The 26,809-nt window shown below is 44.8% G+C and carries 20 protein-coding genes and 5 tRNA genes; 1 reads left to right on the top strand and 24 read right to left on the bottom strand.

Going from position 1 to position 26,809, the window contains the following annotated elements; all coding sequences use genetic code 11:
* Positions 1–99: 99 nt before the first annotated feature.
* The 5 genes from htpG to F891_RS01155 all read right to left on the bottom strand — a co-directional run bounded on the left by htpG (position 100) and on the right by F891_RS01155 (position 5,972).
* On the bottom strand, positions 100–2,019 hold the full coding sequence (htpG, locus tag F891_RS01175; RefSeq protein WP_004647318.1) for a molecular chaperone HtpG: 1,920 nt from the start codon (positions 2,017–2,019) through the stop codon (positions 100–102).
* Positions 2,020–2,182: 163 nt separating this feature from the next.
* Complete coding sequence (locus F891_RS01170; RefSeq protein ID WP_004647317.1) at positions 2,183–2,527, bottom strand: lysozyme inhibitor LprI family protein; 345 nt, start codon at positions 2,525–2,527, stop codon at positions 2,183–2,185.
* A 176-nt stretch (positions 2,528–2,703) separates the two neighbouring features.
* Positions 2,704–3,294, bottom strand: coding sequence for an OmpW/AlkL family protein (locus F891_RS01165; protein WP_004647316.1), 591 nt, complete (start codon positions 3,292–3,294; stop codon positions 2,704–2,706).
* A gap of 331 nt (positions 3,295–3,625) precedes the next feature.
* The gene (locus F891_RS01160) at positions 3,626–4,990 is read right to left on the bottom strand and encodes a Na+/H+ antiporter family protein (protein ID WP_004647315.1); all 1,365 of its coding nucleotides are present in this window, start codon (positions 4,988–4,990) and stop codon (positions 3,626–3,628) included.
* Between the two features lie 100 nt (positions 4,991–5,090).
* Positions 5,091–5,972, bottom strand: a complete 882-nt coding sequence (locus F891_RS01155) for an alpha/beta fold hydrolase (RefSeq protein WP_004647314.1) — start codon at positions 5,970–5,972, stop codon at positions 5,091–5,093.
* Positions 5,973–6,089: 117 nt separating this feature from the next.
* Here F891_RS01155 and F891_RS01150 point away from each other — a divergent pair, with 117 nt between their 5' ends.
* On the top strand, positions 6,090–6,584 hold the full coding sequence (locus F891_RS01150; protein ID WP_004278606.1) for a DUF4442 domain-containing protein: 495 nt from the start codon (positions 6,090–6,092) through the stop codon (positions 6,582–6,584).
* A gap of 57 nt (positions 6,585–6,641) precedes the next feature.
* Here the strand turns inward: F891_RS01150 and F891_RS01145 are convergent, their stop codons facing one another.
* The 19 genes from F891_RS01145 to gspD form a co-directional block, all read right to left on the bottom strand.
* On the bottom strand, positions 6,642–7,007 hold the full coding sequence (locus F891_RS01145; RefSeq protein WP_005261617.1) for a hypothetical protein: 366 nt from the start codon (positions 7,005–7,007) through the stop codon (positions 6,642–6,644).
* A gap of 202 nt (positions 7,008–7,209) precedes the next feature.
* Complete coding sequence (rpoC, locus tag F891_RS01140; RefSeq protein WP_004278609.1) at positions 7,210–11,400, bottom strand: DNA-directed RNA polymerase subunit beta'; 4,191 nt, start codon at positions 11,398–11,400, stop codon at positions 7,210–7,212.
* A 153-nt stretch (positions 11,401–11,553) separates the two neighbouring features.
* A complete protein-coding gene (gene rpoB, locus F891_RS01135; RefSeq protein ID WP_004278610.1) occupies positions 11,554–15,642 on the bottom strand; it encodes a DNA-directed RNA polymerase subunit beta in 4,089 nt (1,362 codons plus the stop codon).
* Between the two features lie 306 nt (positions 15,643–15,948).
* Positions 15,949–16,314 carry a 50S ribosomal protein L7/L12 gene (gene rplL, locus F891_RS01130; RefSeq protein ID WP_004278611.1) on the bottom strand — a complete coding sequence of 122 codons (366 nt, stop codon included), beginning with the start codon at positions 16,312–16,314 and terminating at the stop codon, positions 15,949–15,951.
* Positions 16,315–16,362: 48 nt separating this feature from the next.
* Positions 16,363–16,869: a 50S ribosomal protein L10 gene (gene rplJ, locus F891_RS01125; RefSeq protein ID WP_004278612.1), complete on the bottom strand. Its 507-nt coding sequence runs from the start codon at positions 16,867–16,869 to the stop codon at positions 16,363–16,365.
* Between the two features lie 301 nt (positions 16,870–17,170).
* Positions 17,171–17,866, bottom strand: a complete 696-nt coding sequence (gene rplA / locus F891_RS01120; RefSeq protein WP_004278613.1) for a 50S ribosomal protein L1 — start codon at positions 17,864–17,866, stop codon at positions 17,171–17,173.
* Positions 17,867–17,869: 3 nt separating this feature from the next.
* A complete protein-coding gene (rplK, locus tag F891_RS01115; protein ID WP_004278614.1) occupies positions 17,870–18,298 on the bottom strand; it encodes a 50S ribosomal protein L11 in 429 nt (142 codons plus the stop codon).
* A 119-nt stretch (positions 18,299–18,417) separates the two neighbouring features.
* Positions 18,418–18,951 (bottom strand): transcription termination/antitermination protein NusG, encoded by a 534-nt coding sequence (nusG, locus tag F891_RS01110; RefSeq protein ID WP_004278615.1) that lies wholly within the window; start codon positions 18,949–18,951, stop codon positions 18,418–18,420.
* Between the two features lie 7 nt (positions 18,952–18,958).
* Positions 18,959–19,399, bottom strand: coding sequence for a preprotein translocase subunit SecE (gene secE, locus F891_RS01105; protein ID WP_004278617.1), 441 nt, complete (start codon positions 19,397–19,399; stop codon positions 18,959–18,961).
* Positions 19,400–19,473: 74 nt separating this feature from the next.
* Positions 19,474–19,549 (bottom strand) — tRNA-Trp (locus F891_RS01100).
* Between the two features lie 52 nt (positions 19,550–19,601).
* Positions 19,602–20,792: an elongation factor Tu gene (gene tuf / locus F891_RS01095; RefSeq protein WP_004646112.1), complete on the bottom strand. Its 1,191-nt coding sequence runs from the start codon at positions 20,790–20,792 to the stop codon at positions 19,602–19,604.
* Between the two features lie 151 nt (positions 20,793–20,943).
* Positions 20,944–21,018: transfer RNA gene (locus tag F891_RS01090), tRNA-Thr, on the bottom strand.
* A gap of 17 nt (positions 21,019–21,035) precedes the next feature.
* Positions 21,036–21,111, bottom strand: a tRNA-Gly gene (locus tag F891_RS01085).
* Positions 21,112–21,149: 38 nt separating this feature from the next.
* A tRNA-Tyr gene (locus F891_RS01080) sits at positions 21,150–21,233 on the bottom strand.
* A gap of 56 nt (positions 21,234–21,289) precedes the next feature.
* Positions 21,290–21,365 (bottom strand) — tRNA-Thr (locus F891_RS01075).
* 98 nt (positions 21,366–21,463) lie between these two features.
* The gene (gene trpE / locus F891_RS01070) at positions 21,464–22,957 is read right to left on the bottom strand and encodes an anthranilate synthase component I (protein WP_004278621.1); all 1,494 of its coding nucleotides are present in this window, start codon (positions 22,955–22,957) and stop codon (positions 21,464–21,466) included.
* Between the two features lie 108 nt (positions 22,958–23,065).
* On the bottom strand, positions 23,066–23,734 hold the full coding sequence (gph, locus tag F891_RS01065) for a phosphoglycolate phosphatase (RefSeq protein WP_004278622.1): 669 nt from the start codon (positions 23,732–23,734) through the stop codon (positions 23,066–23,068).
* Between the two features lie 78 nt (positions 23,735–23,812).
* Positions 23,813–24,472: an FHA domain-containing protein gene (locus tag F891_RS01060; RefSeq protein ID WP_004278623.1), complete on the bottom strand. Its 660-nt coding sequence runs from the start codon at positions 24,470–24,472 to the stop codon at positions 23,813–23,815.
* Between the two features lie 62 nt (positions 24,473–24,534).
* A complete protein-coding gene (gene gspD, locus F891_RS01055; protein WP_004278624.1) occupies positions 24,535–26,799 on the bottom strand; it encodes a type II secretion system secretin GspD in 2,265 nt (754 codons plus the stop codon).
* Positions 26,800–26,809 lie beyond the last annotated feature (10 nt).

Raw genomic sequence — 26,809 nt, 5'->3', positions numbered from 1 at the left:
TCTCTCTATCGTTTTTCCAGATCATTTCTAGAAATGAAAAATGAAGCAGGCATAAAAAATCCCTCCGAAGAGGGATTTTCTCATTCAACACATCAGCAGTTAAGCAAGCAACAAGCTATTAATTCGCTTGACATATTCAGCAGGATTTTCTGGTAATCCACCTTCTGCAATCACCGCTTGGTCGAAGATCACATTGGCCAGATCATCAAACTGCGCCGAGCCATCCAGTTTTTTCACCAACGGATGTTCTGGGTTAATTTCCAGAATCGGCTTGATATCCGGCACAGGCTGACCTGCATCTTTCAGCATACGAATCAGTTGTGGAGACAACTCACCTTCTCCAGTTACCAGACAAGCCGGAGAATCGACCAGACGCGTCGTCACCCGCACTTCTTTGGTTTTGTCTTTTAATGAATCCGTCAGCTTATCCACCACCGGTTTAAACTGGGCTGCGGCTTCTTCAAGGGCTTTCTTCTCTTCGGCATCCTGAAGGTCACCTAAGTCAACTGCACCCTTAGACACGTTTTGCAAAGGCGTACCATCGAACTCATTCACGAAGTTCATCGCCCATTCATCCACGCGTTCAGTCATCAACAGAACTTCAATGCCTTTTTTCTTGAACAGTTCCAGTTGCGGTGAATTTTTCGCAGCATTCAGACTATCTGCAGTCACATAATAAATGGCTTTCTGGCCGTCTTTCATGCGTGCTTTATAGTCTGCCAATGACGTGCTGACCTCGTCATTGTTTGATGTTGCATAACGCAGCAGTTTCAAGATACGTTCACGGTTACTGAAATCTTCACCCAGACCTTCTTTCAATACTGAAGCAAATTCCTGATAGAAGGTTTTGAAGTTTGCCTGATCTTTTTCATCTTCAGATTTAGCCAGATTATCCAAAATGGTCAGGATACGGCGGGTATTGCCTTCACGGATGGTTTTTACATCACGGCTTTCTTGTAATAACTCGCGACTGACGTTCAATGGCAGATCGGCACTGTCCACCACACCTTGCACAAAGCGCAGGTAGTTTGGAATCAGGTTATCTGCATCATCCATAATGAACACACGTTTCACATACAGTTTGATACCCGCTTTGGATTCACGGGTGAAAATATCATGTGGCGCTTTGCTTGGAATATATAACAACTGGGTATATTCAGTGCTGCCCTCAACCCGGTTATGCGCCCAGGCCAATGGCGCTGCGAAATCATGGCTTAAGTTCTTGTAGAACTCGACATACTGCTCTTCAGTGATTTCAGACTTGTTACGAGTCCATAATGCGCTGGCCGAGTTAATGGCTTCCCACTCATCGGTTTTGACATACTGGCCACCTTTAGATGTTTCACCTTCAGCCGCTTCTTCTTCCTGCCAGACTTCTTTTTGCATCTGGATTGGCAGGCTGATGTGGTCTGAATATTTATTGATAATCTGCTTCACTTTATAGCTTTGCAGATAATCCAGCGCATCGTCACGTAAGTGCAGAATAATATCGGTACCACGTCCTTGTTTCGTGATCTGTTCAACTTCGAACTCACCGGTTCCGCCACTGATCCAGCGCACCCCTTCAGAGACATCTGTGCCAGCACGACGCGACTCTACCGTGATCTTGTCAGCCACAATAAAACCGGAATAGAAACCGACACCAAACTGGCCAATTAGCTGGGCATCAGCCTTTTGATCGCCGGTCAGTTTGGACATAAAGTCTTTGGTGCCTGATTTGGCAATAGTCCCTAAATTATCAATAGCTTCCTGTTCGCTTAAGCCGATCCCGTTATCTGAAATGGTAATGGTTTTATTGTCTGCATCCAGACTGACACGAACGCGCAGATCCGGATCATTTTCATAAAATTCGGGATGGTTAATCCCTTCAAAACGTAATTTGTCGCATGCATCTGAGGCATTCGAGATCAATTCGCGTAGGAAAATTTCAGGGTTTGAATAAAGCGAATGGGTCACGAGATGTAGTAACTGAGCCACTTCAGCCTGGAAACTATGTTTTTGTGCGCTAGACTCGCTCATTAATCACTCCTTTTATTTTAAATACAGGTCAATACTGTTGCCTATATGAATGGAGTGAGTTACTAAATTTTCAATAGCCAGTTGTATATTTTTTCTCAAGATATTTTATAAAGGATCTCTTGATCTAAAATGACTTGGATTTGTAAAGGCTTAGGTTTAAGTCCTAATAAGGCCCAAGCTTATAAATACGTTGAAATTGCAGGTCTATTTGCTGCTGGCGCATATTATAAACCTGACTCAGACAAGACACAGATTCCTGACAGCGGTCACGAAACTGTAGCCATTTCACCTGATCGCGCTGGATCACCGAGCGGGTTCCCATAGGCACCATACGGCGCAAAATATGATAGCTGGTGCTCATCTTGACATCGGCATCATTGAGCAGACGATGTTCACAAATCGCTTTCTCTGTCACGGTTTCAGCTTTCTGACAATCAAAACTTGCCGCATAGGCAGACCCTGCCAGCAGGCTGAAGAAGATCACAATACCTTGGCTTAAAAACTTCATGCTGATCTTCCTTATTATTCAATTATTAGGTCGTATTCAATTAATATTTACTTTATTCGTTTTAATATAGTTGAACATTGCCAATCTGCTCAATTTCAATAAGTTATAAATCGTTGTTATTTTGAAAAAAAAGGCCTCATTCAAGATGAGGCTTTTTTGTTGAGCAAGGCTAGAATTTAGAACTTGTAGCTATAACCGATCGTATAAACCCAAGGATCAATATTCAAGTCGAATTTAGTATTATCAGCATCATCTAAAGTCACTTCAGGACTCAAATCTGCATAGCGCACGTCAGCAAATACTCCCCAGTTTTTGGCATCGGCTGGCTGATAATTAAAGCCGACTTGACCTGCCAAACCAAACTCTTCTTTCACGTCTTTAGCCAGACCTTCTTCATCCCAAGCAATAAAAGCTGTGCCACCTACGCCAATATATGGTGTAAAGCGTGTTGCATTTTTAAAGTTATATTTAGCGGTAATTGTGGGTGGCAGATGTTTGATCTTAGCCACCTTACCTACACCTTGAAGAGAAATGTCATGGTTAAACGGGGTAGCCAATAATAATTCTGCCGAGATATTGTCATTAAAGAAGTATTCAACCGATGGCGTAAAACCATATTCCTGATCGGCTTCTACGACTAAACCTGGTGCAATTTCAGTGTCACTTGATGGTGCTAAAGAACTGGCACCGACTTTCACCTGCCATTGACCTGCCATCGCAGATGCAGAAAGACCCATTAATGCAATTATAGCAGCTTGCTTTAACATTTTAAAATACCCCACAGGAAGAATAATTATTAAGAAAATAAATCTTAATTAATAATAAACACGAGGGAAAATAATATGCAATAAGCATTATAAAACTAATTTTTAATTATTATTTAAACTACTGATTTAAAAAGTTATTTATTTTAAATTGACTGAATTAGTTGGTTTTAAATACCAAGTATATTAATCAGATAAATATGGCTTTATTCAGAGTAAAATAATCAGGTTTATATTAATTTTTATTTAAACATATATTTTAAATACATCTTATTATTTATTTTAAATCCAGATAAATCTGCTCCAATAGATATCAGAGCAGATTGAAATTGACTTACAGAACCATGGCTGCAATCCAGCCAAAAATCATCAACGGAATATTGAAGTGAATGAAGGTTGGAATCACACTGTCCTTCATATGGTCATGCTGACCATCCATATTTAAACCCGAAGTTGGGCCCAAAGTTGAATCCGAAGCTGGAGAACCGGCATCTCCCAAAGCTGCTGCAGTCCCGATAATCGCAATGGTCGCAGCCGGGCTAAAACCGAACTGGATACAGAGCGGTACATAGATAATCGCCAGAATCGGCACGGTTGAAAATGATGAACCAATGCCTAGGGTAATCAACAGGCCGATCAGCAACATCAGGAACGCTGCCAGTGCCTGACTGTCACCAATCCAGTTGACCGATGCTTCGACCAGTGCAGGTACCTGATTGGTCGCTTCAATCACGGCGGCAAAACCTTGTGCTGCAATCATGATAAAGCCGACCAGCGCCATCATGCGCATACCGGTAATGATCACATCATCCGCTTCTTTCCATTTGAAAATGCCAGCACAGCTGAGAATCGCGACACCGACTAAACCTGCCAGAATCATTGAATCTGAATACAGCTGTACAGCCAATGTGGCTACAACTGCAAGACCGGCCATCCAGATGGTAAATTTCGAAATTTCAGGTTTAAGGTTTTGCTCTACTCCAAGTTCAGCAGAAATACTTTGCTGCTCTTCGATATGAATATCTTTATAGAGACGTGGTTTACGGTAAGAGAAGAAAATGGCAATCAACAACCCGACCAGCATGCCAATGACCGGAATGACCATTGCAGATGGAATCTGATCATAAGTAATTTCAAAACCATAAGGCTTACCAAAGGTATTGATGTTATGCCCCAGAATATCATTCAGGAAGATCGCGCCAAAACCGACTGGAATGAGCATATAGGTGGCAACCAGACCAAAGGTCAGCAAACAGGCCACCAAACGGCGATCCAGTTGTAAATGGTTAAATACAATCAATAGCGGCGGAATCAGTACCGGAATGAAGGCAATATGCACGGGAATGACGTTCTGCGAGAACACGGCTGCAATAGCAACCGTGAAGAAGATCAGATATTTCACCCGGTTTTGCGCTTTAAAATCGGCCTCACCTTTTAAGGTGCTGATCATTTTATAAGCCAGTAAATCCGGTAAACCCGAACGCGCCAGAGCCAAAGCAAATGCACCTAAAATACCGTAAGCCAAGGCAATTTTGGCACCACCACCCAAACCATTGTTAAACGCGTCCAAGGTTCCCTGCAGGCCCAGACCTGCCAATAAACCACCTGTAACAGCACCAATGACCAGGGCAAAAACCACAGGTACACGTGCCAACGAGAGTCCGAACATGACTCCAATAGCAGCAAGAATTGCGAACATAATGAATCGGAATAGAGAGAAAGCGGCTATTTTATCAGAAAATGCGGATAAAAATTCCGCCACTTTTTTCTGGTCGGGTCATGTTTCGCGGAGTGGCCTGTCAATGAATGTCAGCAGATTTACGCTGAATAAACTCATCAATCAATTGAGCCACTTGCTCCGGTTGACTCAGGATCGCCCAGTGATTGGCAGCCAGTTCTACTTTCGAGAAATCATCCACCCATTTTGACATTTCATCAACCAGATCTGGCCCGACAAACTGGTCATATTTCAGCACAATCGCCTGTACCGGACAGATGGCAAAACGCTGCCGTGGTTGAGCTAAGCGTGGCAAAAAATTGGCCCGATACAGGTTCACACCATATTTGCCATCTTTGACAATATGCGGGTTGAGTGGCAGATCATCGTGTCTTTCCAGTTGCTGCACGATCTTGCCCCAACGCTGCGGATTAAAAAAATTCCAGGCCAACGGCGCCACTAAAGGCAACTGAAACATCGCGATATACCAAGATTTGCTCATTTGCTTTAAAAATTTTGCTTTGTTTTGCTGGAACTGTTCACGCATCCAGAAAGCGGCATGATCCAGACATGGCCCAGATAAGGTGCTATAAGACAGAATTCGCCCTTTAAAGCGTGGATCGGTGACAGATTCCCAGGACTGAATTGAGCCCCAGTCATGCGCAGCCAGATGAAAAGCTCGATTCGGCAATACCTTATTCACCACCTCTTCCAGATCCTGACTTAAACGGGCCAAGCGGTAATCGGAGATTTTTTTGGGAATACTGGACTCCCCTGCGCCCCGGACATCATAAGTCACCACAAAATAATCCTGACTCAAATGAGCAATGACTGGCTCCCAAACTGCTTGATGATCAGGATAGCCATGAACCAGTACCAAGGCTGTTTGTTCGGGTTGTCCATAAGTTTTGACACAGAGACACTGCTGATCCGTGGTATCGACCCATTGCACTTGTGTTTCCATCTTTTGATCCTGTTTTTATTATTGACCACTTAGTTTATAAATCGGCATGATTGATCAATGCCAGCGCATTTTTGTTGCTCTAGTATGCATAATCACAGCCGCAAAAAGAATGTCAGTATGAGCCTATTCCAGAAAATTCAAAAACTGCCTCTGGTTTCAAAATTTATTCTGAACCGCTATGCCCCTTATCGTGGTGCAGGCATTGAAATTAATAAGATTGATTTTAATAATTATCACGTTCGGGTCAAAATGCCGCTGACCCGTAAGAACCAAAATATTGTCGGTGTGCATTTTGGTGGCAGCCTGTATTCGATGGTCGATCCCTTTTACATGTTATTGCTGATGCATCATTTGGGGCCGAAATATCTGGTCTGGGATAAAGGCGCCAGCATTCAGTTTTTGGCACCGGGTCGCGGCACAGTGGTGGCGGATATTCGGATTTCTGCTGAAGAAATTACCACGATTATCAATCTGGCGGCCGATAATGCGCCAGTGTATCGACATTATCAGCTGAATATTTATGATGAAGCCGGGGTCAGAATTGCTGAGGTAGAGAAAACGGTCTATATCCGGCGGAAACAGAGCAAAGGGAAAATTAACGCTCCTAAATAAGATAAAAGCGCCACATTGGCGCTTTTAAATCTAGATGAATCTGAAGTAACTTTCGACTTAACGATGACGGTTATCCTGTTCAATCGCAGCACCGGCACCACCACCGATTGCACCACCAATTGCAGCACCCGCATTACCACCGAAGATGCTTTTACCGACTGCTGAACCAACAGCACCACCTACACCACTATAGGTCGCATTACGGTTTGAACCGCCTTGGGATTTACTACCCACTGCCGCACCGGCACCACCACCCACAGCTGCACCAACGCCACCGCCGACTTTATTACCGACACCACCACCCACTGCACCACCAAGGGCTGCAGCACCGATCCGTTGCTCATTGGCAGACATACTTTCACAACCCGCCAACATAAAGATGGAAAGAGTGGCAACTGCCATAACACCCATTAATTTTTTCATGACCTTGGCCTTCCTGTCTTGCTTTATTTAAGCTTATCTTCATTTTATGAAACTAAAATCTGTAGCGTGTTACTTCTCTCGGTATTCCTGCTGAGTTTTGTAAATATCAATGGATTATTCTTCTGTTCAAGATGTCTTATTTATAAATTTCAGACAAAAAAAAGACGCCCGAAGGCGTCTCTTTTCTCAGCTTTAACTCGAATTAGAATTCTTCGTTAAATGCCTGGCTTAGAGCTTGGTCTACATCAGAGAAGTCATTGTGCAGTTCAAATTCTGCAGCTTCTGCTTCTTGACGACGACGCTCCAGGTGGTAAGCCAAACCTGTACCCGCTGGGATCAGGCGACCTACAACCACGTTCTCTTTCAAGCCACGTAAGTCATCTTCTTTACCTGTTACAGCCGCTTCAGTTAACACACGCGTGGTTTCTTGGAACGATGCAGCAGAGATGAACGAGTCAGTAGAAAGCGATGCTTTGGTAATACCCATCAATTGACGTTCAAACTTCGCAGGGAACTTGTTTTGTGCAAGAACTGCTTGGTTTTCTTGAACAACGCGGATGTAATCCACTTGTTCGCCTTTGATAAAGCTGGTATCGCCGCCATCAGTGATATCAACTTTACGCAGCATTTGACGTACGATGACTTCAATATGCTTGTCGTTGATTTTTACACCTTGCAGACGATATACGTCCTGAACTTCGTTCACGATGTAGTTTGTAAGCGCAACTTCGCCTTTCAAACGTAAGATATCGTGCGGGTTCTGTGGACCATCAGAAATAGTTTCACCACGGTTCACATGTTCGCCTTCGAACACGTTAATCGTACGCCATTTCGGAATCAGCTCTTCATAAATCTCAGAGCCATCATCCGGCGTAATCACCAGACGGTTCTTACCTTTGGTCTCTTTACCAAAGCTTACAACACCCGACACTTCTGCAAGGATTGCATGCTCTTTTGGCTTACGTGCTTCGAACAAGTCAGCTACACGCGGCAGACCACCGGTAATATCACGGGTACGTGAAGTTTCTTGTGGTACACGACCGATGACATCACCGACACCAATCGTTTCGCCATCACGAACAGAAAGAATCGTGTTCTGTGGCAGGAAGTAGAACTGTTCGCCACCATCAACGGTATCTAACACAACAGCAGGACGCAAATCTTTACCTGACGCAGGACGTGAAGTCACTGGCAAGATTTCAATGGTTGACATACCTGTTGCATCATCAGTTTTAGAAGTTACGGTTACGCCATCAGCAATCTGGCTGAAACGTACTTTACCTGCAACTTCTGTTACTAATGGATGTGTATGCGGATCCCAAGTCGCCACAATACCGCCTGCTTCTACAGCTTCGCCATCTTTCAGCAAGATAGACGCACCGTAAGGAAGTTTATAGCGCTCGCGCTCACGACCTAAATCATCCGCAATACCGATTTCACCTGAACGTGAAGTCGATACCAAGTGACCTTTGGCATGTTGTACTGTTTTCACGTTGTGGAAACGTACTGTACCTTGGTTACGAACTTGTACGCTGTTTGCAGCAGAAGTTCGGCTTGCAGCACCACCGACGTGGAAGGTACGCATCGTTAACTGTGTACCTGGCTCACCAATCGATTGAGCTGCCATTACACCAACAGACTCACCCGGGTTCACCTGATGACCACGTGCTAGGTCACGACCGTAACATTTCGCACATACACCGAAGGTAGACGCACAGTTCACGACTGAACGTACTTTAATTTCGTCGACACCTTGGCTTTCGATAAACGTCGCCAATTTCTCGTCAATTAACGTATTACGAGGAAGTAGAACTTCATCTGTACCTACACGTTTCACATCTTCAGCAACCACACGACCCAATACTCGTGCACCCAGGTTTTCGATGACATCGCCACCTTGAATGAACGGAGTCATTACCAGACCGTCATAAGTACCACAATCTGGCTCGGTAATGACCAAGTCCTGCGCAACGTCTACTAGACGACGAGTCAAGTAACCAGAGTTCGCAGTTTTCAGTGCTGTATCGGCCAAACCTTTACGCGCACCGTGTGTCGAGATGAAGTACTGAAGTACGGTCAAACCTTCACGGAAGTTCGCTTTAATCGGCGTTTCAATGATCGAGCCATCCGGCTTCGCCATCAAACCACGCATACCCGCCAACTGACGAATCTGAGCTGCCGAACCACGGGCACCCGAGTCAGACATCATGTAGATCGAGTTGAATGATTTTTGCTTCTCGTCTTCACCCTGTTTGTTCTTCACAGTGGTAAAAGACAAGTTGTCCATCATCGCTTTAGCAACCTGGTCATTGGTACGCGCCCAAATATCGACCACTTTGTTATAACGTTCGCCGGCAGTTACGAAACCTTGTTCGAACTGTTGTTCGATTTCACGAACTTCAGCTTCCGCTTTACCAATAATTGCTTGTTTTTGCGGTGGAATAACCATGTCTTCCATACCGACAGATACACCTGAACGCGTCGCTTGACGGAAGCCCAAGTACATCAACTGGTCAGCGAAGATAACAGTATCTTTCAGACCCAATTTACGGTAGCAAGAGTTAATTAGCTTAGAGATGTTTTTCTTGGTCATCTCAACGTTAATTTGCTGGAAATCCATACCTTCAGGCACAACTTCCCAAAGCAGGCAACGACCAGGCGTCGTATCTACAATAATGGTTTGCTGTTCACGGTTACCATCTTCATCGATCACAGTCTGGTGTACACGTGCTTTAACTCGAGCGTGTAGATCAACCTGACCTGTTGCCAGTGCACGGTTTACTTCGTGAGTATCCGCGAACACCATGCCTTCACCTTTGGCATTGATTGCATCACGCGTGATGTAATACAAGCCCAAGACAACGTCCTGAGACGGCACGATGATTGGCTCACCGTTTGCTGGAGACAGAATGTTGTTAGTCGACATCATTAACGCACGAGCTTCAAGCTGAGCTTCAAGTGTTAATGGTACGTGTACCGCCATTTGGTCACCATCGAAGTCGGCGTTAAACGCAGCACATACGAGTGGGTGTAGACGGATCGCTTTACCTTCGATCAGGATCGGTTCAAATGCTTGAAGACCCAAACGGTGAAGAGTTGGCGCACGGTTCAACATCACTGGATGTTGACGAATCACGTGAGCAAGAACATCCCAAACTTCTGGAGTTTCACGCTCAACCATTTTCTTCGCAGCTTTAATGGTGGTTGCTTGACCAGAAGCTTGTAGTTTCGCGAAAATGAATGGTTTGAACAGTTCAAGTGCCATTTTCTTCGGAAGACCACATTGGTGCAAACGAAGGTTTGGACCAACAGTAATTACCGAACGACCAGAGTAGTCAACACGCTTACCAAGTAAGTTTTGACGGAAACGACCTTGCTTACCTTTGATCATGTCTGCCAAAGATTTAAGCGGACGCTTGTTCGAACCGGTAATTGCACGACCGCGACGACCGTTATCCAGCAATGCATCTACAGACTCTTGCAACATACGTTTTTCGTTACGTACGATGATGTCTGGCGCTGCAAGGTCAAGAAGACGCTTCAAACGGTTGTTACGGTTGATCACACGACGATAAAGATCGTTCAGGTCAGAAGTCGCGAAACGACCACCTTCAAGTGGTACAAGCGGACGAAGGTCTGGTGGAAGAACTGGAAGTACAGTTAACACCATCCATTCTGGCTTGTTGTTCGAATCGTTGAATGCTTCCATCAACTTCAAACGCTTAGACGCTTTTTTCAGCTTGGTTTCTGAAGTTGTAACAGGAATTTCTTCACGAAGACGCGCAATTTCAGCTTCAAGATCGATGTCTTTCAACAAGTCTTGAACCGCTTCAGCACCCATTTTCGCTGTGAATTCATCACCGTGTTCTTCTAAGGCATTGAAGTATTCTTCATCGTTTAGAAGTTGGTATTTCTCAAATGGAGTCATACCCGGATCAGTAACGACATAAGATTCGAAATACAATACGCGTTCGATATCACGTAGCGTCATGTCTAATAATAGACCGATACGGCTAGGCAATGATTTCAAGAACCAGATGTGTGCAACTGGAGATGCCAGCTCGATATGACCCATACGTTCACGACGAACTTTCGCAGTTGTTACTTCAACGCCACATTTTTCACAAATGACGCCTTTGTATTTCATACGCTTGTATTTACCACACAAGCATTCGTAATCTTTCACTGGACCAAAGATTTTGGCACAGAACAAACCATCACGTTCAGGCTTGAACGTACGATAGTTAATGGTTTCTGGCTTTTTAACTTCACCGTGAGACCATGACTTAATCATTTCTGGTGACGCAAGACCAATACGGATGCGGTCAAACTCTACAGGAGCATGACCGTCTGAATCCGTCTTTTTGCGCATGATATCGAGCAAGTCTTTCAATTTTTTTCTCCGTGTGTTGTGGAGATTTTCACTCAACAACTGGGTCACAAATATTGTTTTTTAACTGAATTTTAATCCCCCTCAGTCCCCCCTTTGTTAAGGGGGAAGCCCCTCTTTATCAAAGAGGGGTTTAGGGAGATTCAATGGAACTAATTAGTCACCATTTTTCAGTTCAATGTTGATACCTAAAGAACGGATCTCTTTGGTCAATACGTTGAACGATTCAGGCATGCCCGGATCCATATAATGGTTGCCATCTACAATGTTCTTGTAGATACGGGTACGGCCTTCAACGTCATCCGATTTCACAGTCAGCATTTCTTGTAGCGTATATGCTGCACCGTAAGCTTCTAGTGCCCAGACTTCCATCTCACCGAAACGCTGACCACCGAATTGTGCTTTACCACCAAGCGGCTGTTGCGTAACTAGAGAGTAAGAACCAGTTGAACGCGCATGCATCTTGTCATCAACCAAGTGGTTCAGTTTCAGCATGTACATGTAACCGACAGTTACCGGACGATCGAAACGCTCACCAGTACGACCATCATATAATACGGTCTGACCAGTACTAGACAGGCCTGCAAGTTGTAACAACTCTTTGATCTGACCTTCTTCAGCACCATCGAATACAGGAGTAGCCAAAGGTACACCAGCACGCAAGTTGCCAGAAAGTTTCAAGATTTCTTCATCAGTCAAGCTATCAAGATCTTCTTGTTCGCCACCAACTTTGTTGTAAATCTTGTCCAGGAAATCACGAAGCTCAAGTACAGTACGTTGCTCTTTCATCATCTTGTCGATTTGATCGCCAAGACCTTTCGCCGCCATACCCAAGTGAGTTTCAAGAATCTGACCCACGTTCATACGCGATGGTACGCCAAGCGGGTTCAATACGATATCAACAGGTACACCGTTGGCATCATGTGGCATGTCTTCTACCGGCAAGATGTTTGATACAACACCTTTGTTACCGTGACGACCCGCCATCTTATCACCCGGTTGGATGCGACGTTTTACAGCAAGATAAACTTTAACTACTTTCAATACGCCAGTCGTCAGTTCATCGCCTGTAGAAAGTTTGCGTTTTTTCTCAGCAAATTTCTCGTCAATTTCGAAGCTCTTCTCTTTCAAGAACACTTGAATTTGAGTTAAACGTTCAGCAATTGCTTCATCAACTGGTTGAATTTCAAGAAGATCAACAAGCTCTAAACCAGACAACACGTCTTCAGACAGTTTGTCGCCACGTTTAGTTGTACCGCCACCATTCGACTCTTGGCCATTCAGTAGACGGATTACACGTTCACGTGCAGCTTCTTCGAAGATTTTGAATTCTTCTTTCAAGTCTTTACGGTATGCATCCAATTGCGCTTTTTCAATTGCTTGAGCACGTTCGTCTTTTTCAAGACCGTCACGTGTAAACACTTGAACGTCAATGACTGTACCTTTAGTACCTGATGGAACGCGTAAAGATGAATCTTTTACGTCAGCTGCTTTTTCACCGAAGATTGCACGTAGCAATTTTTCTTCTGGAGTAAGCTGTGTTTCACCTTTAGGGGTTACTTTACCTACAAGGATGTCCCCAGCAGTTACTTCAGCACCGATGTAAACAATACCTGACTCGTCCAGTTTAGACAGAGCAGCTTCACCTACGTTCGGAATATCAGCAGTGATTTCTTCCGCACCCAGTTTGGTATCACGTGCAACACATGACAATTCCTGGATATGAATAGACGTTAAACGGTCTTCCTGAAGTACACGCTCAGATAACAAGATCGAGTCTTCGTAGTTGTAACCATTCCAGGTCATAAACGCAACGCGCATGTTTTGACCCAATGCCAGCTCACCGCCATCTGTTGATGGACCATCAGCCAGTACATCACCACGACCTACTTTATCGCCCAGGTTCACAAGAACTTTCTGGTTGATACAAGTGTTCTGGTTCGAACGGGTGTATTTGATCAGGTTGTAGATATCTACACCTGCTTCACCTGCGATCATTTCGTCTTCATTCACACGAATAACCACACGAGACGCATCAACAAACTCGATACGACCACCACGCTGAGCGATCACACATACACCTGAGTCATGTGCTACGTTCGCTTCCATACCGGTACCAACAAGCGGCTTGTCAGCAATCAACGTCGGAACTGCCTGACGTTGCATGTTCGAACCCATTAATGCACGGTTGGCATCATCGTGTTCTAGGAATGGAATCAGTGATGCTGCTACAGATACGACCTGCTGAGCAGATACATCCATATGCGTTACTTTTTCAGGAGGAATACGTACGAAGTCACCCTGATGACGAACAGATACAAACTCTTCTGTTAAGTTACCGTCTTTATCCATTGCAGAATCGGCCTGTGCAATCACAGTGCCTACTTCTTCAATCGCAGACAGGTATTCAACTTCATCTGTTACACGACCATCAACAACCTTACGGTATGGGGTTTCCAGGAAACCAAAGTTGTTACATTTCGCATAAACAGAAAGCGAGTTGATCAAACCAATGTTTGGACCTTCAGGCGTTTCAATTGGACATACACGACCGTAGTGAGTTTGATGTACGTCACGTACTTCAAAGCCTGCACGTTCACGCGTCAAACCGCCAGGACCAAGCGCAGAAACACGACGTTTGTGCGTAATCTCAGATAACGGGTTGTTTTGATCCATAAACTGAGACAACTGGCTTGAACCAAAGAATTCTTTGATTGCAGCAGCAACAGGTTTCGCATTGATCAAATCTTGCGGAGACAGGTTGTCAGTTTCAGCTTGAGATAGACGTTCTTTAACAGCACGTTCTACACGAACCAGACCTACACGGAATTGGTTTTCTGTCATTTCACCCACAGAACGAACACGACGGTTACCCAAGTGATCGATATCGTCGACTTCACCTTTACCGTTACGGATTTCAACTAATGTTTTTAATACATCAGTGATATCTTCGTTCGAGAGAATGCCTTCAACCTCACGTGACTTCTGGTCTGTACCGACTTCGTAAGGACGACCCAAACGACGGTTGAACTTCATACGACCCACTGGAGACAAGTCATAACGTTCAGAAGAGAAGAACAAGTTGTTGAATAAGTTTTCAGCAGCTTCTTTTGTTGGTGGCTCGCCCGGACGCATCACTTTGTAGATTTCTACCAATGCTTCTTCACGATTGCTCGTCGTATCTGCACGTAGAGAATCTGCAACGAATGAACCGCGGTCGATATCATTAGTGAACAGGATATTGAACTGCTTCACGCCGCCTTCTGCAATTTTCACCATGATTTCATGGCTTAATACAGTATTGGCTGCAATCACATCACCATCTTTTAATGGGATGTCTTCAGCAGTGATACGCTCATACAGGTACTCATCTGGCACTGCAAGTTTTTCAAGACCTGAAGCTTCCATTTGACGTACATGACGCGCATTGATACGTTTACCTTGCTCAACAATTGCTTTGCCATCCTTGTCCAGGATGTCAAATTGTGCCATTTCGCCACGCAGACGTTCAGGCACCAGGTCAATCTGGTAGCTACCCATGTCAAGATACACAGGTACTTTCTCGTAGAACATGTTGAGAATGTTTTCGTTGCTGTAACCCAAGGCACGAAGTACCACAGTCGCAAGCAATTTACGACGACGGTCAATACGTACATAGACTAAGTCTTTGGCATCGAATTCAAAGTCTAACCATGAACCACGGTAAGGAATGATACGCGCTGAATAAAGGACTTTACCACTTGAGTGAGTCTTGCCTTTATCGTGGTCAAAGAATACGCCTGGTGAACGGTGTAATTGTGACACGATCACACGCTCGGTACCGTTAATTACAAAGGTACCGTTATCCGTCATCAATGGCATTTCGCCCATATAGACTTCTTGTTCACGTACGTCTTTAATTGACTTCGTTTCACGATCTTTCAGGATCAAACGAATTTTTACACGCATTGGTGCTGCATAAGTTGAGCCACGAAGGATACATTCGCGTACATCAAACTCAGGCTTACCAAGACTATACTCAACAAATTCTAAAGCAGCATTGCCAGAATAACTTTCAATAGGAAAAACTGAACGAAATGCGGCTTGGAGACCGATATCTTCGCGGTTTTTTGGTGATTTGCCATCTTGTAAGAATGTTCTGTACGAGTCGACTTGAATCGCGAGCAAGTACGGAGCATCCATGACGCTAGGCAATTTACCAAAATTCTTACGGATCCGTTTCTTTTCGGTATATGAGTATGCCATCTGGAGTCCTCGGAAAGTGTAAACCAAGCCCGCCTGCAGAACGGGCTCAGAAGGAATTACGCTGGCCGATATGGCCACCACTCTTTACAAATGCTGCAATTTTTAGTGGTATTAAAACGCTTATCAATATTTTTTAATGAAAAATATTGGTAAACGTTTGTTCATTATGTTTATTTTCAATTTGTATGATTTTTATATCATGCAAACAAAAATCGAGCCGATTATTGTAACGCAAAAAGGCTGATGACCCAAGAGCCATCAGCCAATTTTTGGAGCCGATTATAAAAAACCGGCTCCCTTAAGAAATTACTTAAGAGTAACTGTAGCACCAGCTTCTTCAAGTTTCTTCTTAAGCTCTTCGCCTTCTTCTTTCGAAACGCCTTCTTTAAGAACTGCAGGAGCGCCTTCAACCATGTCTTTAGCTTCTTTCAAGCCAAGGCCAGTCGCTTCACGAACTGCTTTAATTACAGCAACTTTGTTCGCGCCGAAAGAAGTCAATTCAACATTGAATTCAGTTTGTTCTTCAGCAGCAGCAGCAGCTGGACCAGCAGCAACAGCTACAGCAGCAGCAGATACATTGAATTTCTCTTCGAAAGCAGAGATAAGTTCAACAAGTTCAAGAACAGTTTTTTCAGCAACTGCGTTTAGGATTTCTTCGTTTGTTAAAGCCATGAGATTAACTCCAAATGGGTATTGAATGATGTGTGTTTAAGTTTGAGCTTAAGCAGCTTCTGACTCGTTTTTCTCTTGAAGCGCTGTAAGTAAGCGGCCCAATTTCGAAATAGGAGCTTGAAGAACGTTTGCAAGCATAGTAAGCGCTTTCTCTTGGTTCGGAAGATTCGCGATTACGCTAACTTCTGCACCTTGATAAAGTTTGCCATCAAATGCAGCAGCTTTAAGTTCAAATGCTTTATTAGTTTTAGCGAATTCTTCGAACAAACGTGCAGCAGCACCCATGTCGTCTTCAGAATTCGAGAAAGCTAAGATTGTTGGGCCAACAAGGTTGTCGTTCAAGATATTGAATTGAGTATCTTGAAGAGCACGTTTAGCCAAAGTGTTACGAACGATACGTGTAGTAACACCAAGTTTACGCGCTTCAACACGTAGAGTAGTTAACTGCTCTACAGTCAAACCTTGGTAGTCAGCAACAACAGCAGCAAATGCAGTAGAAGCAACTTCAGCTACTTCAGCTACGATCTGTTTTTTGCCTTCGATAAGAAGAGCCATTGTAAAACCTCCTAACGGTGATTTATGTACTTACGCGAAGTACACTCCCAATTCGCAAGACCATCACTGGACTCACACGCGGAGGATGAACAAATCACACCACCGCGTCTACGCAGGCTGGACTATTAAGAGAGAAGCATAAAACTCCCCTCGCCCGCGGTCTTTGACGCTGATAAATTTTCATTTATCAATTCAAAGTTTGCCTAAGTTTGCAAAATACGACGGAGCGTTTCTTGCGTAAAATTTGAAGCACTGCTTCAAATTTTACTCAGGGCTTTAAAATTCTGTAATAAGTCGAGACTTATTTAGAAACGTTTGCTACATCAACGATCAAACCAGGACCCATAGTTGAGCTCAAAGTGATCTTTTGAATGTATACGCCTTTAGACGTAGCAGGTTTCAAACGCTTCAAGTCAGCAACAAGTGCTTCAACGTTTTGACGAACAGCAGCAGCCTCAAAACCTACTTGACCGATCGCAGCGTGGATAATACCAGCTTTGTCTACGCGGTAACGTGCTTGACCAGCTTTTGCATTTTTAACTGCAGTAGCAACGTCAGGAGTTACAGTACCCACTTTAGGGTTTGGCATTAAGCCACGTGGACCAAGGATCGTACCAAGTTTACCTACAACGCGCATTGCATCTGGAGCAGCAATTACTACGTCAAAGTCAAGGTTACCCGCTTGGATGCTTTCAGCAAGATCGTCGAAACCAACAACGTCTGCGCCTTCAGCTTTAGCAGCTTCAGCAGCAGCGCCTTGAGCGAATACAGCTACACGTACAGTTTTACCAGTACCTGCAGGAAGTGTAGTCGCACCACGAACAACCTGGTCAGATTTACGAGGATCAACACCTAGGTTTACCGCGATATCTAGAGATTCTTTGAATTTAGGAGCTGGAAGGCTCTCTAAAACTGCAACAGCTTCTTCTAGCGTGTAAACTTTGTGTGCTTCTACAGCAGCTACAATCGCTTTTTGACGTTTAGTTAATTTAGCCATGTCTTAAAGCTCCACTTCCAAGCCCATAGAACGCGCAGAACCAGCAATGGTACGTACACGTGCGTCTAAATCAGCACCAGTCAAATCTGGTTCTTTAGTAGTCGCGATTTCTTCGATTTGAGCACGAGTCAACTTACCAACTTTAGTTTTGTTAGGTACAGCTGAACCCTTCTGGATACCAGCAGCTTTCTTAAGAAGAACAGCAGCAGGTGGAGTTTTCATGATGAATGTGAACGACTTGTCGTTGTACACAGTGATCACGACTGGAATTGGCAGACCAGCTTCAACTTTTTGTGTAGCAGCATTGAATTCTTTACAGAATGCCATGATGTTCACACCACGTTGACCTAGTGCAGGACCAATCGGTGGAGATGGATTCGCTTTACCAGCTGGAACTTGCAGCTTGATATAGCCGTCAATCTTCTTAGCCATTTCAAATTACCTCTGGGTGCAAACGCCGGTGAAGGCTCCCCAATGATTTCAAGTAACGATACCGTTACAACAACAATGCCTGACTTATAAATAAGTCAGGCGTTTTCAACCCATACAAATTAGACTGATTTTTCGACTTGACGAAATTCCAATTCAACTTGAGTTGGTCGGTTAAATACATTAATGGTCAGCGTTAAACGTGACTTTTCGTATTGAACTTCTTCCACCACACCTTTAAAGTCAGTGAATGGACCGTCAACCACGAGTAATTCTTCGCCTGGTTCAAACATCGTCTTAGGACGAGGCGCTTCACCAGTATTACGTACACGCGCAAGAATCGCATCTGCTTCTTTTTGCGTAATCGGTGCCGGTTTTTCAGCCGTACCACCAATAAAACCTAAAACTTTTGGACATTCTTTAACAATGTGCCAAGTATCATCGTTCATTTCCATTTCGACTAGGACATAGCCAGGAAAGAACTTACGCTCTGATTTACGCTTCTTGCCATCCTTCATTTCTACCACTTCTTCGGTAGGAACAAGGACTTCACCAAAGCTATCGGCAACAGCGCTACGCTGGATTCGATCATTAAGCGAACGCATCACTTGTTTTTCATAACCTGAATAGGCATGAATAATGTACCAACGTTTCATAGCTCTCTTACCCGATAATAAACTTCATTAACCAGCCTAAAATATAGTCAAAACACCACAATAAGATGGATGCAATTACGACTACAACAAGAACTTGCCAAGATGTGGACATCGTCTCTTGCTTGGTAGGCCAGGTCACTCGACGCAACTCAATTCGTGCATCTTTTAGCAGACGAATAAAGCCTTTGCCTTGATGGGTGGCGTATAATAAACCGAATGCTGCAACGATACAAGCCAAAATCACCCCAACGCGCACCCAAATATCATTCGCAGGTGCCCAGTACGCTGGTAAATATTGGTTTACCATCATTGCACCAACCAATAAAATCAAGGCGATAACCCATAGAACCATGTCTAATGGAGAACCAGAACTTACATCTACTGCAGGATTATTTCTTTGAGGAATTGCCGCTTCGCCTAATGCGTCGCGTGATTTTTCATTCGACATTTTTGTACTCGTCGTAGGTTTCGCGACTTATTATATGACCAATTTTGCCGACATCAAGCGTCTTTTTAGAAACTTGGCAGGTCAGGAGGGACTCGAACCCCCAACATTCGGTTTTGGAGACCGACGCTCTACCAATTGAACTACTGACCTGCAAAACAACAAGTTGGAGCCTAAGCTCCAACCTGCTTGTCTTATTCTATGATTATGCAGTTACTTTAGCAACCACACCAGCACCAACTGTACGACCACCTTCACGGATCGCAAAACGTAGACCTGGGTCCATTGCGATCGGGTGGATTAGCTCTACTGACATCTCAACGTTGTCACCAGGCATAACCATTTCCACGCCTTCTTTAAGCGCGATCGCACCAGTTACGTCCGTAGTACGGAAGTAGAACTGTGGACGGTAACCGTTAAGGAATGGAGTGTGACGACCACCTTCTTCTTTAGAAAGTACGTATACTTCCGCATCGAATTTAGTGTGTGGCTTGATCGCACCTGGTTTAGTCAATACTTGACCACGTTGTACGTCTTCACGCTTAGTACCACGAAGAAGAACGCCACAGTTCTCGCCCGCACGACCTTCGTCAAGAAGCTTACGGAACATTTCTACGCCGGTTACTGTAGTAGTTTGAGTATCACGGATACCAACGATTTCTACAGACTCACCTACTTTAACGATACCAGTCTCTACACGGCCAGTTACTACTGTACCACGACCAGAGATTGAGAATACGTCTTCAATTGGCATAAGGAATGGAAGGTCAATTGCACGCTCTGGCTCTGGAATGTAAGAGTCAAGTGCTTCAACAAGCGCAACTACCGCTGGCTCGCCGTATTGGCTGTCATCACCGTTAAGCGCAAGAAGAGCAGAACCACGGATCACTGGAGTGTCATCACCCGGGAAGTCGTAAGTAGAAAGAAGTTCACGAACTTCCATTTCAACTAGTTCAAGAAGCTCTTCATCGTCTACAAGGTCGCATTTGTTCAAGAATACAACGATGTAAGGTACACCTACCTGACGAGAAAGCAGGATGTGTTCACGAGTCTGTGGCATAGGACCATCAGTCGCAGCACATACAAGGATCGCGCCATCCATCTGAGCAGCACCAGTAATCATGTTTTTAACATAATCGGCGTGGCCCGGGCAATCCACGTGAGCGTAGTGACGAGTTGGAGAATCGTATTCTACGTGTGAAGTATTAATTGTAATACCACGTGCTTTTTCTTCTGGTGCAGAGTCGATTGCAGCGTAGTCTTTCGCTTCGCCACCGAATTTCTTCGCACATACAGTTGCAATTGCAGCTGTTAAAGTTGTTTTACCATGGTCAACGTGACCAATTGTGCCCACGTTAACGTGTGGCTTATTACGTTCAAACTTAGCCTTAGCCATGTTAATCTTCCTCGTTTACGTCGAACACAATTCTGAGTAAAACCCAGCTCCGACATATCGTTTAAAAAAAACCGAACACCAAATACTTGAAAAGCAGACTAAATAGCCTGCTTTTGGAATTTCTTTGCAACAAAGTTGCTAAACTGTAATCTGGAGCTCTTATCGAGATTTGAACTCGAGACCTCTCCCTTACCAAGGGAGTGCTCTACCACTGAGCTATAAGAGCAAATATTAGTACTTCAATGGAGCGGGAGACGAGGGTCGAACTCGCGACATGTAGCTTGGAAGGCTACCGCTCTACCAACTGAGCTACTCCCGCACGATGTTGGTACAAACCACTTATTGAAGTCTTAAAATTGGTGGTGAGGGAAGGATTCGAACCTTCGAAACTTTCGTAGCGGAGTTACAGTCCGCCCCCTTTGACCGCTCGGGAACCTCACCATTTTTTACACTTACATCAGTGCTGTTCTTTACTTCACACTACCAAACCTCTAAGATGGTGCCGGCACACGGATTCGAACTGTGGACCTACTGATTACAAGTCAGTTGCTCTACCAACTGAGCTATGCCGGCGTTTCTTAGTGTTTCGTACGTTTCGTATCGGAACGGTGTGCAGTTTAGCAAAACTCAGAATCCTTGCAAGTGTTTTTTTCAAAAAAAACGTCAAAAACTCATAAAATCAAACCATTTGATGATAATTCAACCGCTTTGATCACTGCGCGAGCTTTTATTTGGGTTTCATTCCACTCAGATTCAGGATTTGAGTCGGCAACTAGCCCTGCTCCGGCCTGCACATAGACCTTATTTTCGCGAATGATACAGGTACGAATCGCAATCGACATGTCCATTTCGCCATGCCAGCCTAAATAACCAACAGCACCACCAAAAATTCCACGTTTTACCGGCTCAACTTCGTCAATAATTTCCATGGCACGGATTTTTGGCGCACCTGAAAGTGTACCAGCAGGGAAAGTTGCTTTAAAAACATCCAGAGCATCGACATCATCACGCACTTCACCCTGCACATTGGAGACAATATGCATCACATGCGAATAACGTTCGATCACCATTTGATCAGTCACCTGCACTTTGCCAATTTTTGCGATACGCCCTACATCATTACGTCCCAAGTCAATCAGCATGACATGTTCGGCAATTTCTTTTTCATCGGATAATAGGTCTTCCTCAAGCGCCAGATCCTCTTCTTTGGTTTTACCGCGTGGGCGTGTTCCCGCAAGCGGTCGTACGGTAGCAATACCATTTTCCAGACGGGACAGAATTTCAGGAGAAGAGCCGACAATATGGAATGGCGTATTGTTTTCCAAGGTCTGCCCTTGCACAAGAAACAAATACGGTGATGGATTGAGATGACGCAGCGCACGATACACTTGTAGCGGATCACCATCGAAATCAGAGACCATCCGGTGCCCCGGCACCACCTGCATTACATCACCGGCACGAATATACTCTTTGACCTTTTCGACCGAAGCAATGAAGTTGTCATGTCCGGTGAGGGACTCAAAATGTGGCGGCGTATGTTTTTCAGCTTTAAGGCTGATGGGCGTGGCCAGAATATTTTCCAATTCATTTAATTGTTCATGTGCTTTTTCATAAGAACCCGGGGCAGTGGCATCCGCATGTACAATTAAGAACAAGGTATCTTTCAGGTTATCAAAGACAATCACTGTTTTAGAGAGCATCATCCAGATATCTGGCAAGCCGACCGGATCCGCTTCCGGCACATTTTTTAATTTCGGTTCGATATAACGCACCGCGTCATAACCAAAGTAACCGACTAATCCACCAGTAAAACTCGGTAGGTCCGGTAATTCTGCCTGGGTTGGCACCTTAAATTGCGCCTGAAAGTCGCGAATATATTGAAATGGGTCCGCACAGTGCTGCTTTTCAATCGAATCATCTGCGTGCTGTACCGTCAACTCGCCTGCATTGCAGGAAAATACCGTGGATTCACCTAGTCCAATAATCGAATAGCGTGCCCAGTTCTCACCACCTTCTACAGACTCGAATAAATAAGCCTGCTGATGCTGTTTAAGCCGAGCAAAAATAGAAAGTGGTGTATCGGTATCTGCCAGACGCTGACGATAAACAGGAATGAGGTTATAGCCTTGCGCAGCAAGTTGCTGGAATTGTGCTTGAGTGGTCATGCGGTTTTTCTCTTTAAATTAGGGTTACTCAGTATGTAAATAGAATTGAACTGAGCGACGCCATCGAAAAACCTTACAACTATTCATTTTCTTTCCTTAGTACGCGTATTAGGCAAGTAATTCTCTAAGATCATCCACAATCTGCTGTGGCTGACAATCTGCAATATTTTCACCATGATTATAGCCATAGCTGACTACAACACAATCAATCCCGGCGCGGCGCGCAGCTTCGACATCATTGGAAGAATCTCCAATAAGCAAAACCTGTTCTTTACTTACGCCATAATGTTCAACACAGTGCAGCAACTGGCGTGGGTGCGGTTTACGTTCAGTAAAACGGTCACCACCAATGGTATCGGCAAAATAATGAGCCATATCCAAGGTATCTAAGATACTGCGGGCAGGAAGTTCAGGCTTATTGGTCACACAAATCAGGGTTTTACCTTGAGCTTTGGCCCAGTCCAGAAATTTCAGGATTCCCGGAAAAGGAACGGTATCAACACAGGGATCGACATTATAAATATCCAGAAAAGTGTTTAAGAGCTCTTGATGCTGTACCGGTGTGACTTCACCGACCAGATGCTGGAGTACACTTTCACAGAATATCGACGTGCCCTTGCCTACCCAGGTCCGTACCTGTTCTTCGGTCACCAGAGGCAATTGCAGCACATTCAGGCTCATATTCATGGCGCGATACAGATCATGTGCTGAATCCACCAAGGTACCATCCAGATCGAATAAGATCAGTTCGCGCTTTTCTAATTGTGCAATAGACATCCCGACCCTCTTTTATAATATTCGCAGCCACAAAAAAGGCATGCGCTATGCATGCCTTGATTGTAACCAATCATCAGCTTATTTGAACAACAACCAAGCCATAATTGCCAAAATAATCAGCACAATCACTGAAATCAAACCTACAGATACATTTTTCTGGGTTTCTTTTTCCTGTTCTACACGTGATACAGGCTGCTCAACCGGAATTGGGGTAGGCTCTGGTTTTACCGCATTAATGTCCACGCCTTCCGGAATAGGTGCCGGTTTTGGAATACCGACATTGGTTGGCATGCCATCACGGGTTAATTGTACCGTAGCATCACGATGTTTCAGTTCCGGCATTCCCTGATCATTCATTTGCTGTGCAGGTGTAGGCTCAGCGACTTCGACCTGTTCCACGACTTTTTCTGCCGTTGCTTCAATTTCTGCTGGAACCTCTACTGTAGCCGCAGGCGCCATTACTGAAAATTTCAAGCTGGCAAACTGAACAATGTCATCCTGCTTTAATAAGGTTTCTTGCGCAATCTGCACATCATTGACGAAAGTGCCATTCGATGAACCCAAATCCTGCACCCAGAGCGCATCATCCTTTAGTAAAAATGCCGCATGTTTACGGGAGATTTCCGCAGCCTGTAACACGATATCTGCCGCCTGATGACGCCCCACCAGCATGTCACGGTCAATGCTAATTTCCTGTCCTGTTAAGTCGCCTGTAATCGCGTGTATTTTCCAAGTCATGAAAGTTACTTCTCTGTTCTCTTTGACATTATCATAACATGCTGTCTGCAAATGCGAATGACTTAGCTTTTGGGTCTAAGTGTGGTTGTTGTAACGGTATTTTTACTTTTTTCTACCTGTTGGACGGGTTCTACCACTTGTCGCTGAATCACTGGTTCTATCGCTACCGGCGTAACAACTACATTGGCTGGCTGCGCCTGAACGGGTGCGGTCGGCACAGTTTGATAAGTCGAGTTTTGCAATGGTGTTCTGGATACCGGAATTCGCTGTTGATACACATCTTCAACACTTTCTGGCAGCTTGGCAAAGTTCCCGTCCGAATCGAGTGCGAGTTGCAGACTATATAGCTGACTATAGCGTTGTTGGGTCAGTTTACGCACTGCATTTTTATCGCCTACAATGGTTGGATGGATAAAAATCAGCAGGTTACGCTTCTGATTGGATTTACCTTCAGAACGGAATAAACGTCCCAAGCCTGGAATCGCACCCAGACCCGGCACTGCTTGGCGTCCATAACTGGTGTTATCCGAAATCAGACCACCAAGCACAATGGTTTGTCCATGTTCGGCCAGAATTGAGGTTTTGATCGCTCGCTTGCTGGTAACCAGATCCTGCGCCTGCCCTTTACTGGCTTTGACATCAGAAACTTCCTGTTCCACTTCCAGGCGTACGGTACCATCTTCGCCAATATGTGGAACCACCTTTAAAGTGACCCCGACATCCTTACGTTCAATGGTGGTATAGGGATTAGCAACTCCAGCAGCGCCTGTAGACACTGAGCCTGTCACAAAGGGTACGTTTTCACCCACCACAATATAGGCTTCTTCATTGTCCATGGTCACAATCGACGGCGTAGACAACAGGTTGGATTTAGTGGTTTCTTTGAGTGCCTGAATCATCGCACCATACAGACGACGGGAACCATCACTCCCTTCACGATAATCACCGAGTACCAGTGAACTGCCCGCGCCCACGGCACTTGCAGCACCTGCACCACCACCGGTGAGATAACCGGCCGCAATATTTTTCAGACTAGTCCCAAAATTATCGAAGTTCACCAGCCCAATCCCACTGCTGATATCACCCAAGGCCCATTGCACACCGAGTTGATCCGCATCGGTTCCTTCCACTTCAATAATCGCGGCTTCGATCAGCACCTGTTGACGACGGATATCCAGCTGGTCAATTGCTGATTCAATTTCTCGCATTAGTTGTGGATCCGCTTTCACCACCAGAGAATTTTGCGTGGTATCGGCAATAATACTGACGCCATTACCATTAAAACTGGTAATTCCGCCCTGCTCATTATTCATGCCGGTATTCAGCTGAATGCCTGAAGAGGTGTTGCTACTCGAACCCGTACTGGTATTGTTGTTATTTAAATTGCTGCTGGAACTGAGTGAAGACGAGGTCGAGGTTGTGCTACCTGAATTTGAATTACTACTGTTCACTGCCTGCCCGCTCACCAGCCCCTGCAAGATTTCCGCAAGATTTTTGGCACTGGCATATTTCAGACGAAAAACTTTTAAACCGCCCAAACGATCCGCAGCCGGCACATCCAGAGTTTCGATCACTTGACGCACCCGTTTGCGCGTCGTGGGATCACCTTTGATGATGATCCGGTTGGTACGAGTATCTGCAATCACCCGTACCCGTGAACCGCGGACATCTTTAGCTCCACCGGTGGCAGTCATGGACTCGATCAGTCCAATCATTTCCTCAGCCTGACTGGATTGTAAGCTTACCGCCTCAATGTCATTTTGACCGGTGCCATCCAGATTGCGAATGATGGTTTCCAGCTGGTAAATATTGCTGGCGCGATCCGACACAATTAAGGCATTCGTCCCGGGCACCGCCGCCAGATGGGCAAACTGCGGCATTAAAGGACGTAATGCAGGAATTAGATCATTCGGATTAGTATTTTCCAGCCACAACACCCGGGTCACAATCTGGTCACCACTGGCACGACTTCTGGCATCATAGGGAATGCCTAAGCTTTTGACATTACTGTCCGGAACCAGCTTGATGGTATTCCCCGAAGGAATTGCCACCACACCATTCACATTTAGCACGCCTAAAAACAGGTCATAGACTTCATTTTTATTCAGGGCTTTATTGGAAATGACTGTTACGTTGCCACGTACCCGCGGATCGACTGCAAAGTTTTTGCCGGTAATATCGGCCACTTCATTAATGAATGCAGTTAAGTCAGCATCTCGAAGGTTAATTTTCCAGGTTTGTGCATAACTCGCCGTACTGACCATGGCCATTAACGGTGCGGCCACACAGAATGCCCATGCTGATCGATTATTATTAAATAAAGCCATAAACTTTCGT

The sequence above is a fragment of the Acinetobacter sp. CIP 101966 genome (assembly GCF_000369725.1).
Classification (GTDB): domain Bacteria; phylum Pseudomonadota; class Gammaproteobacteria; order Pseudomonadales; family Moraxellaceae; genus Acinetobacter; species Acinetobacter lwoffii_Q.
The sequence above is the reverse complement of the archived record's forward strand: the minus strand, read 5'-3'. Positions and strand labels throughout refer to the sequence as shown.

Excerpts from the sequence above, each read along its gene's own strand:
- rpoB (WP_004278610.1), bottom strand. The coding sequence starts at position 15,642 with ATGGCATACTCATATACCGAAAAGAAACGGATCCGTAAGAATTTTGGT.
- F891_RS01170 (WP_004647317.1), bottom strand. The coding sequence starts at position 2,527 with ATGAAGTTTTTAAGCCAAGGTATTGTGATCTTCTTCAGCCTGCTGGCA.
- secE (WP_004278617.1), bottom strand. The coding sequence starts at position 19,399 with ATGTCGAATGAAAAATCACGCGACGCATTAGGCGAAGCGGCAATTCCT.
- F891_RS01145 (WP_005261617.1), bottom strand. The coding sequence starts at position 7,007 with ATGAAAAAATTAATGGGTGTTATGGCAGTTGCCACTCTTTCCATCTTT.
- gph (WP_004278622.1), bottom strand. The coding sequence starts at position 23,734 with ATGTCTATTGCACAATTAGAAAAGCGCGAACTGATCTTATTCGATCTG.
- gspD (WP_004278624.1), bottom strand. The coding sequence starts at position 26,799 with ATGGCTTTATTTAATAATAATCGATCAGCATGGGCATTCTGTGTGGCC.
- htpG (WP_004647318.1), bottom strand. The coding sequence starts at position 2,019 with ATGAGCGAGTCTAGCGCACAAAAACATAGTTTCCAGGCTGAAGTGGCT.
- F891_RS01160 (WP_004647315.1), bottom strand. The coding sequence starts at position 4,990 with ATGTTCGCAATTCTTGCTGCTATTGGAGTCATGTTCGGACTCTCGTTG.
- F891_RS01150 (WP_004278606.1), top strand. The coding sequence starts at position 6,090 with ATGAGCCTATTCCAGAAAATTCAAAAACTGCCTCTGGTTTCAAAATTT.
- F891_RS01165 (WP_004647316.1), bottom strand. The coding sequence starts at position 3,294 with ATGTTAAAGCAAGCTGCTATAATTGCATTAATGGGTCTTTCTGCATCT.
- F891_RS01060 (WP_004278623.1), bottom strand. The coding sequence starts at position 24,472 with ATGACTTGGAAAATACACGCGATTACAGGCGACTTAACAGGACAGGAA.
- trpE (WP_004278621.1), bottom strand. The coding sequence starts at position 22,957 with ATGACCACTCAAGCACAATTCCAGCAACTTGCTGCGCAAGGCTATAAC.
- rplJ (WP_004278612.1), bottom strand. The coding sequence starts at position 16,869 with ATGGCTCTTCTTATCGAAGGCAAAAAACAGATCGTAGCTGAAGTAGCT.
- nusG (WP_004278615.1), bottom strand. The coding sequence starts at position 18,951 with ATGAAACGTTGGTACATTATTCATGCCTATTCAGGTTATGAAAAACAA.
- rplA (WP_004278613.1), bottom strand. The coding sequence starts at position 17,866 with ATGGCTAAATTAACTAAACGTCAAAAAGCGATTGTAGCTGCTGTAGAA.
- rplL (WP_004278611.1), bottom strand. The coding sequence starts at position 16,314 with ATGGCTTTAACAAACGAAGAAATCCTAAACGCAGTTGCTGAAAAAACT.
- rplK (WP_004278614.1), bottom strand. The coding sequence starts at position 18,298 with ATGGCTAAGAAGATTGACGGCTATATCAAGCTGCAAGTTCCAGCTGGT.
- tuf (WP_004646112.1), bottom strand. The coding sequence starts at position 20,792 with ATGGCTAAGGCTAAGTTTGAACGTAATAAGCCACACGTTAACGTGGGC.
- F891_RS01155 (WP_004647314.1), bottom strand. The coding sequence starts at position 5,972 with ATGGAAACACAAGTGCAATGGGTCGATACCACGGATCAGCAGTGTCTC.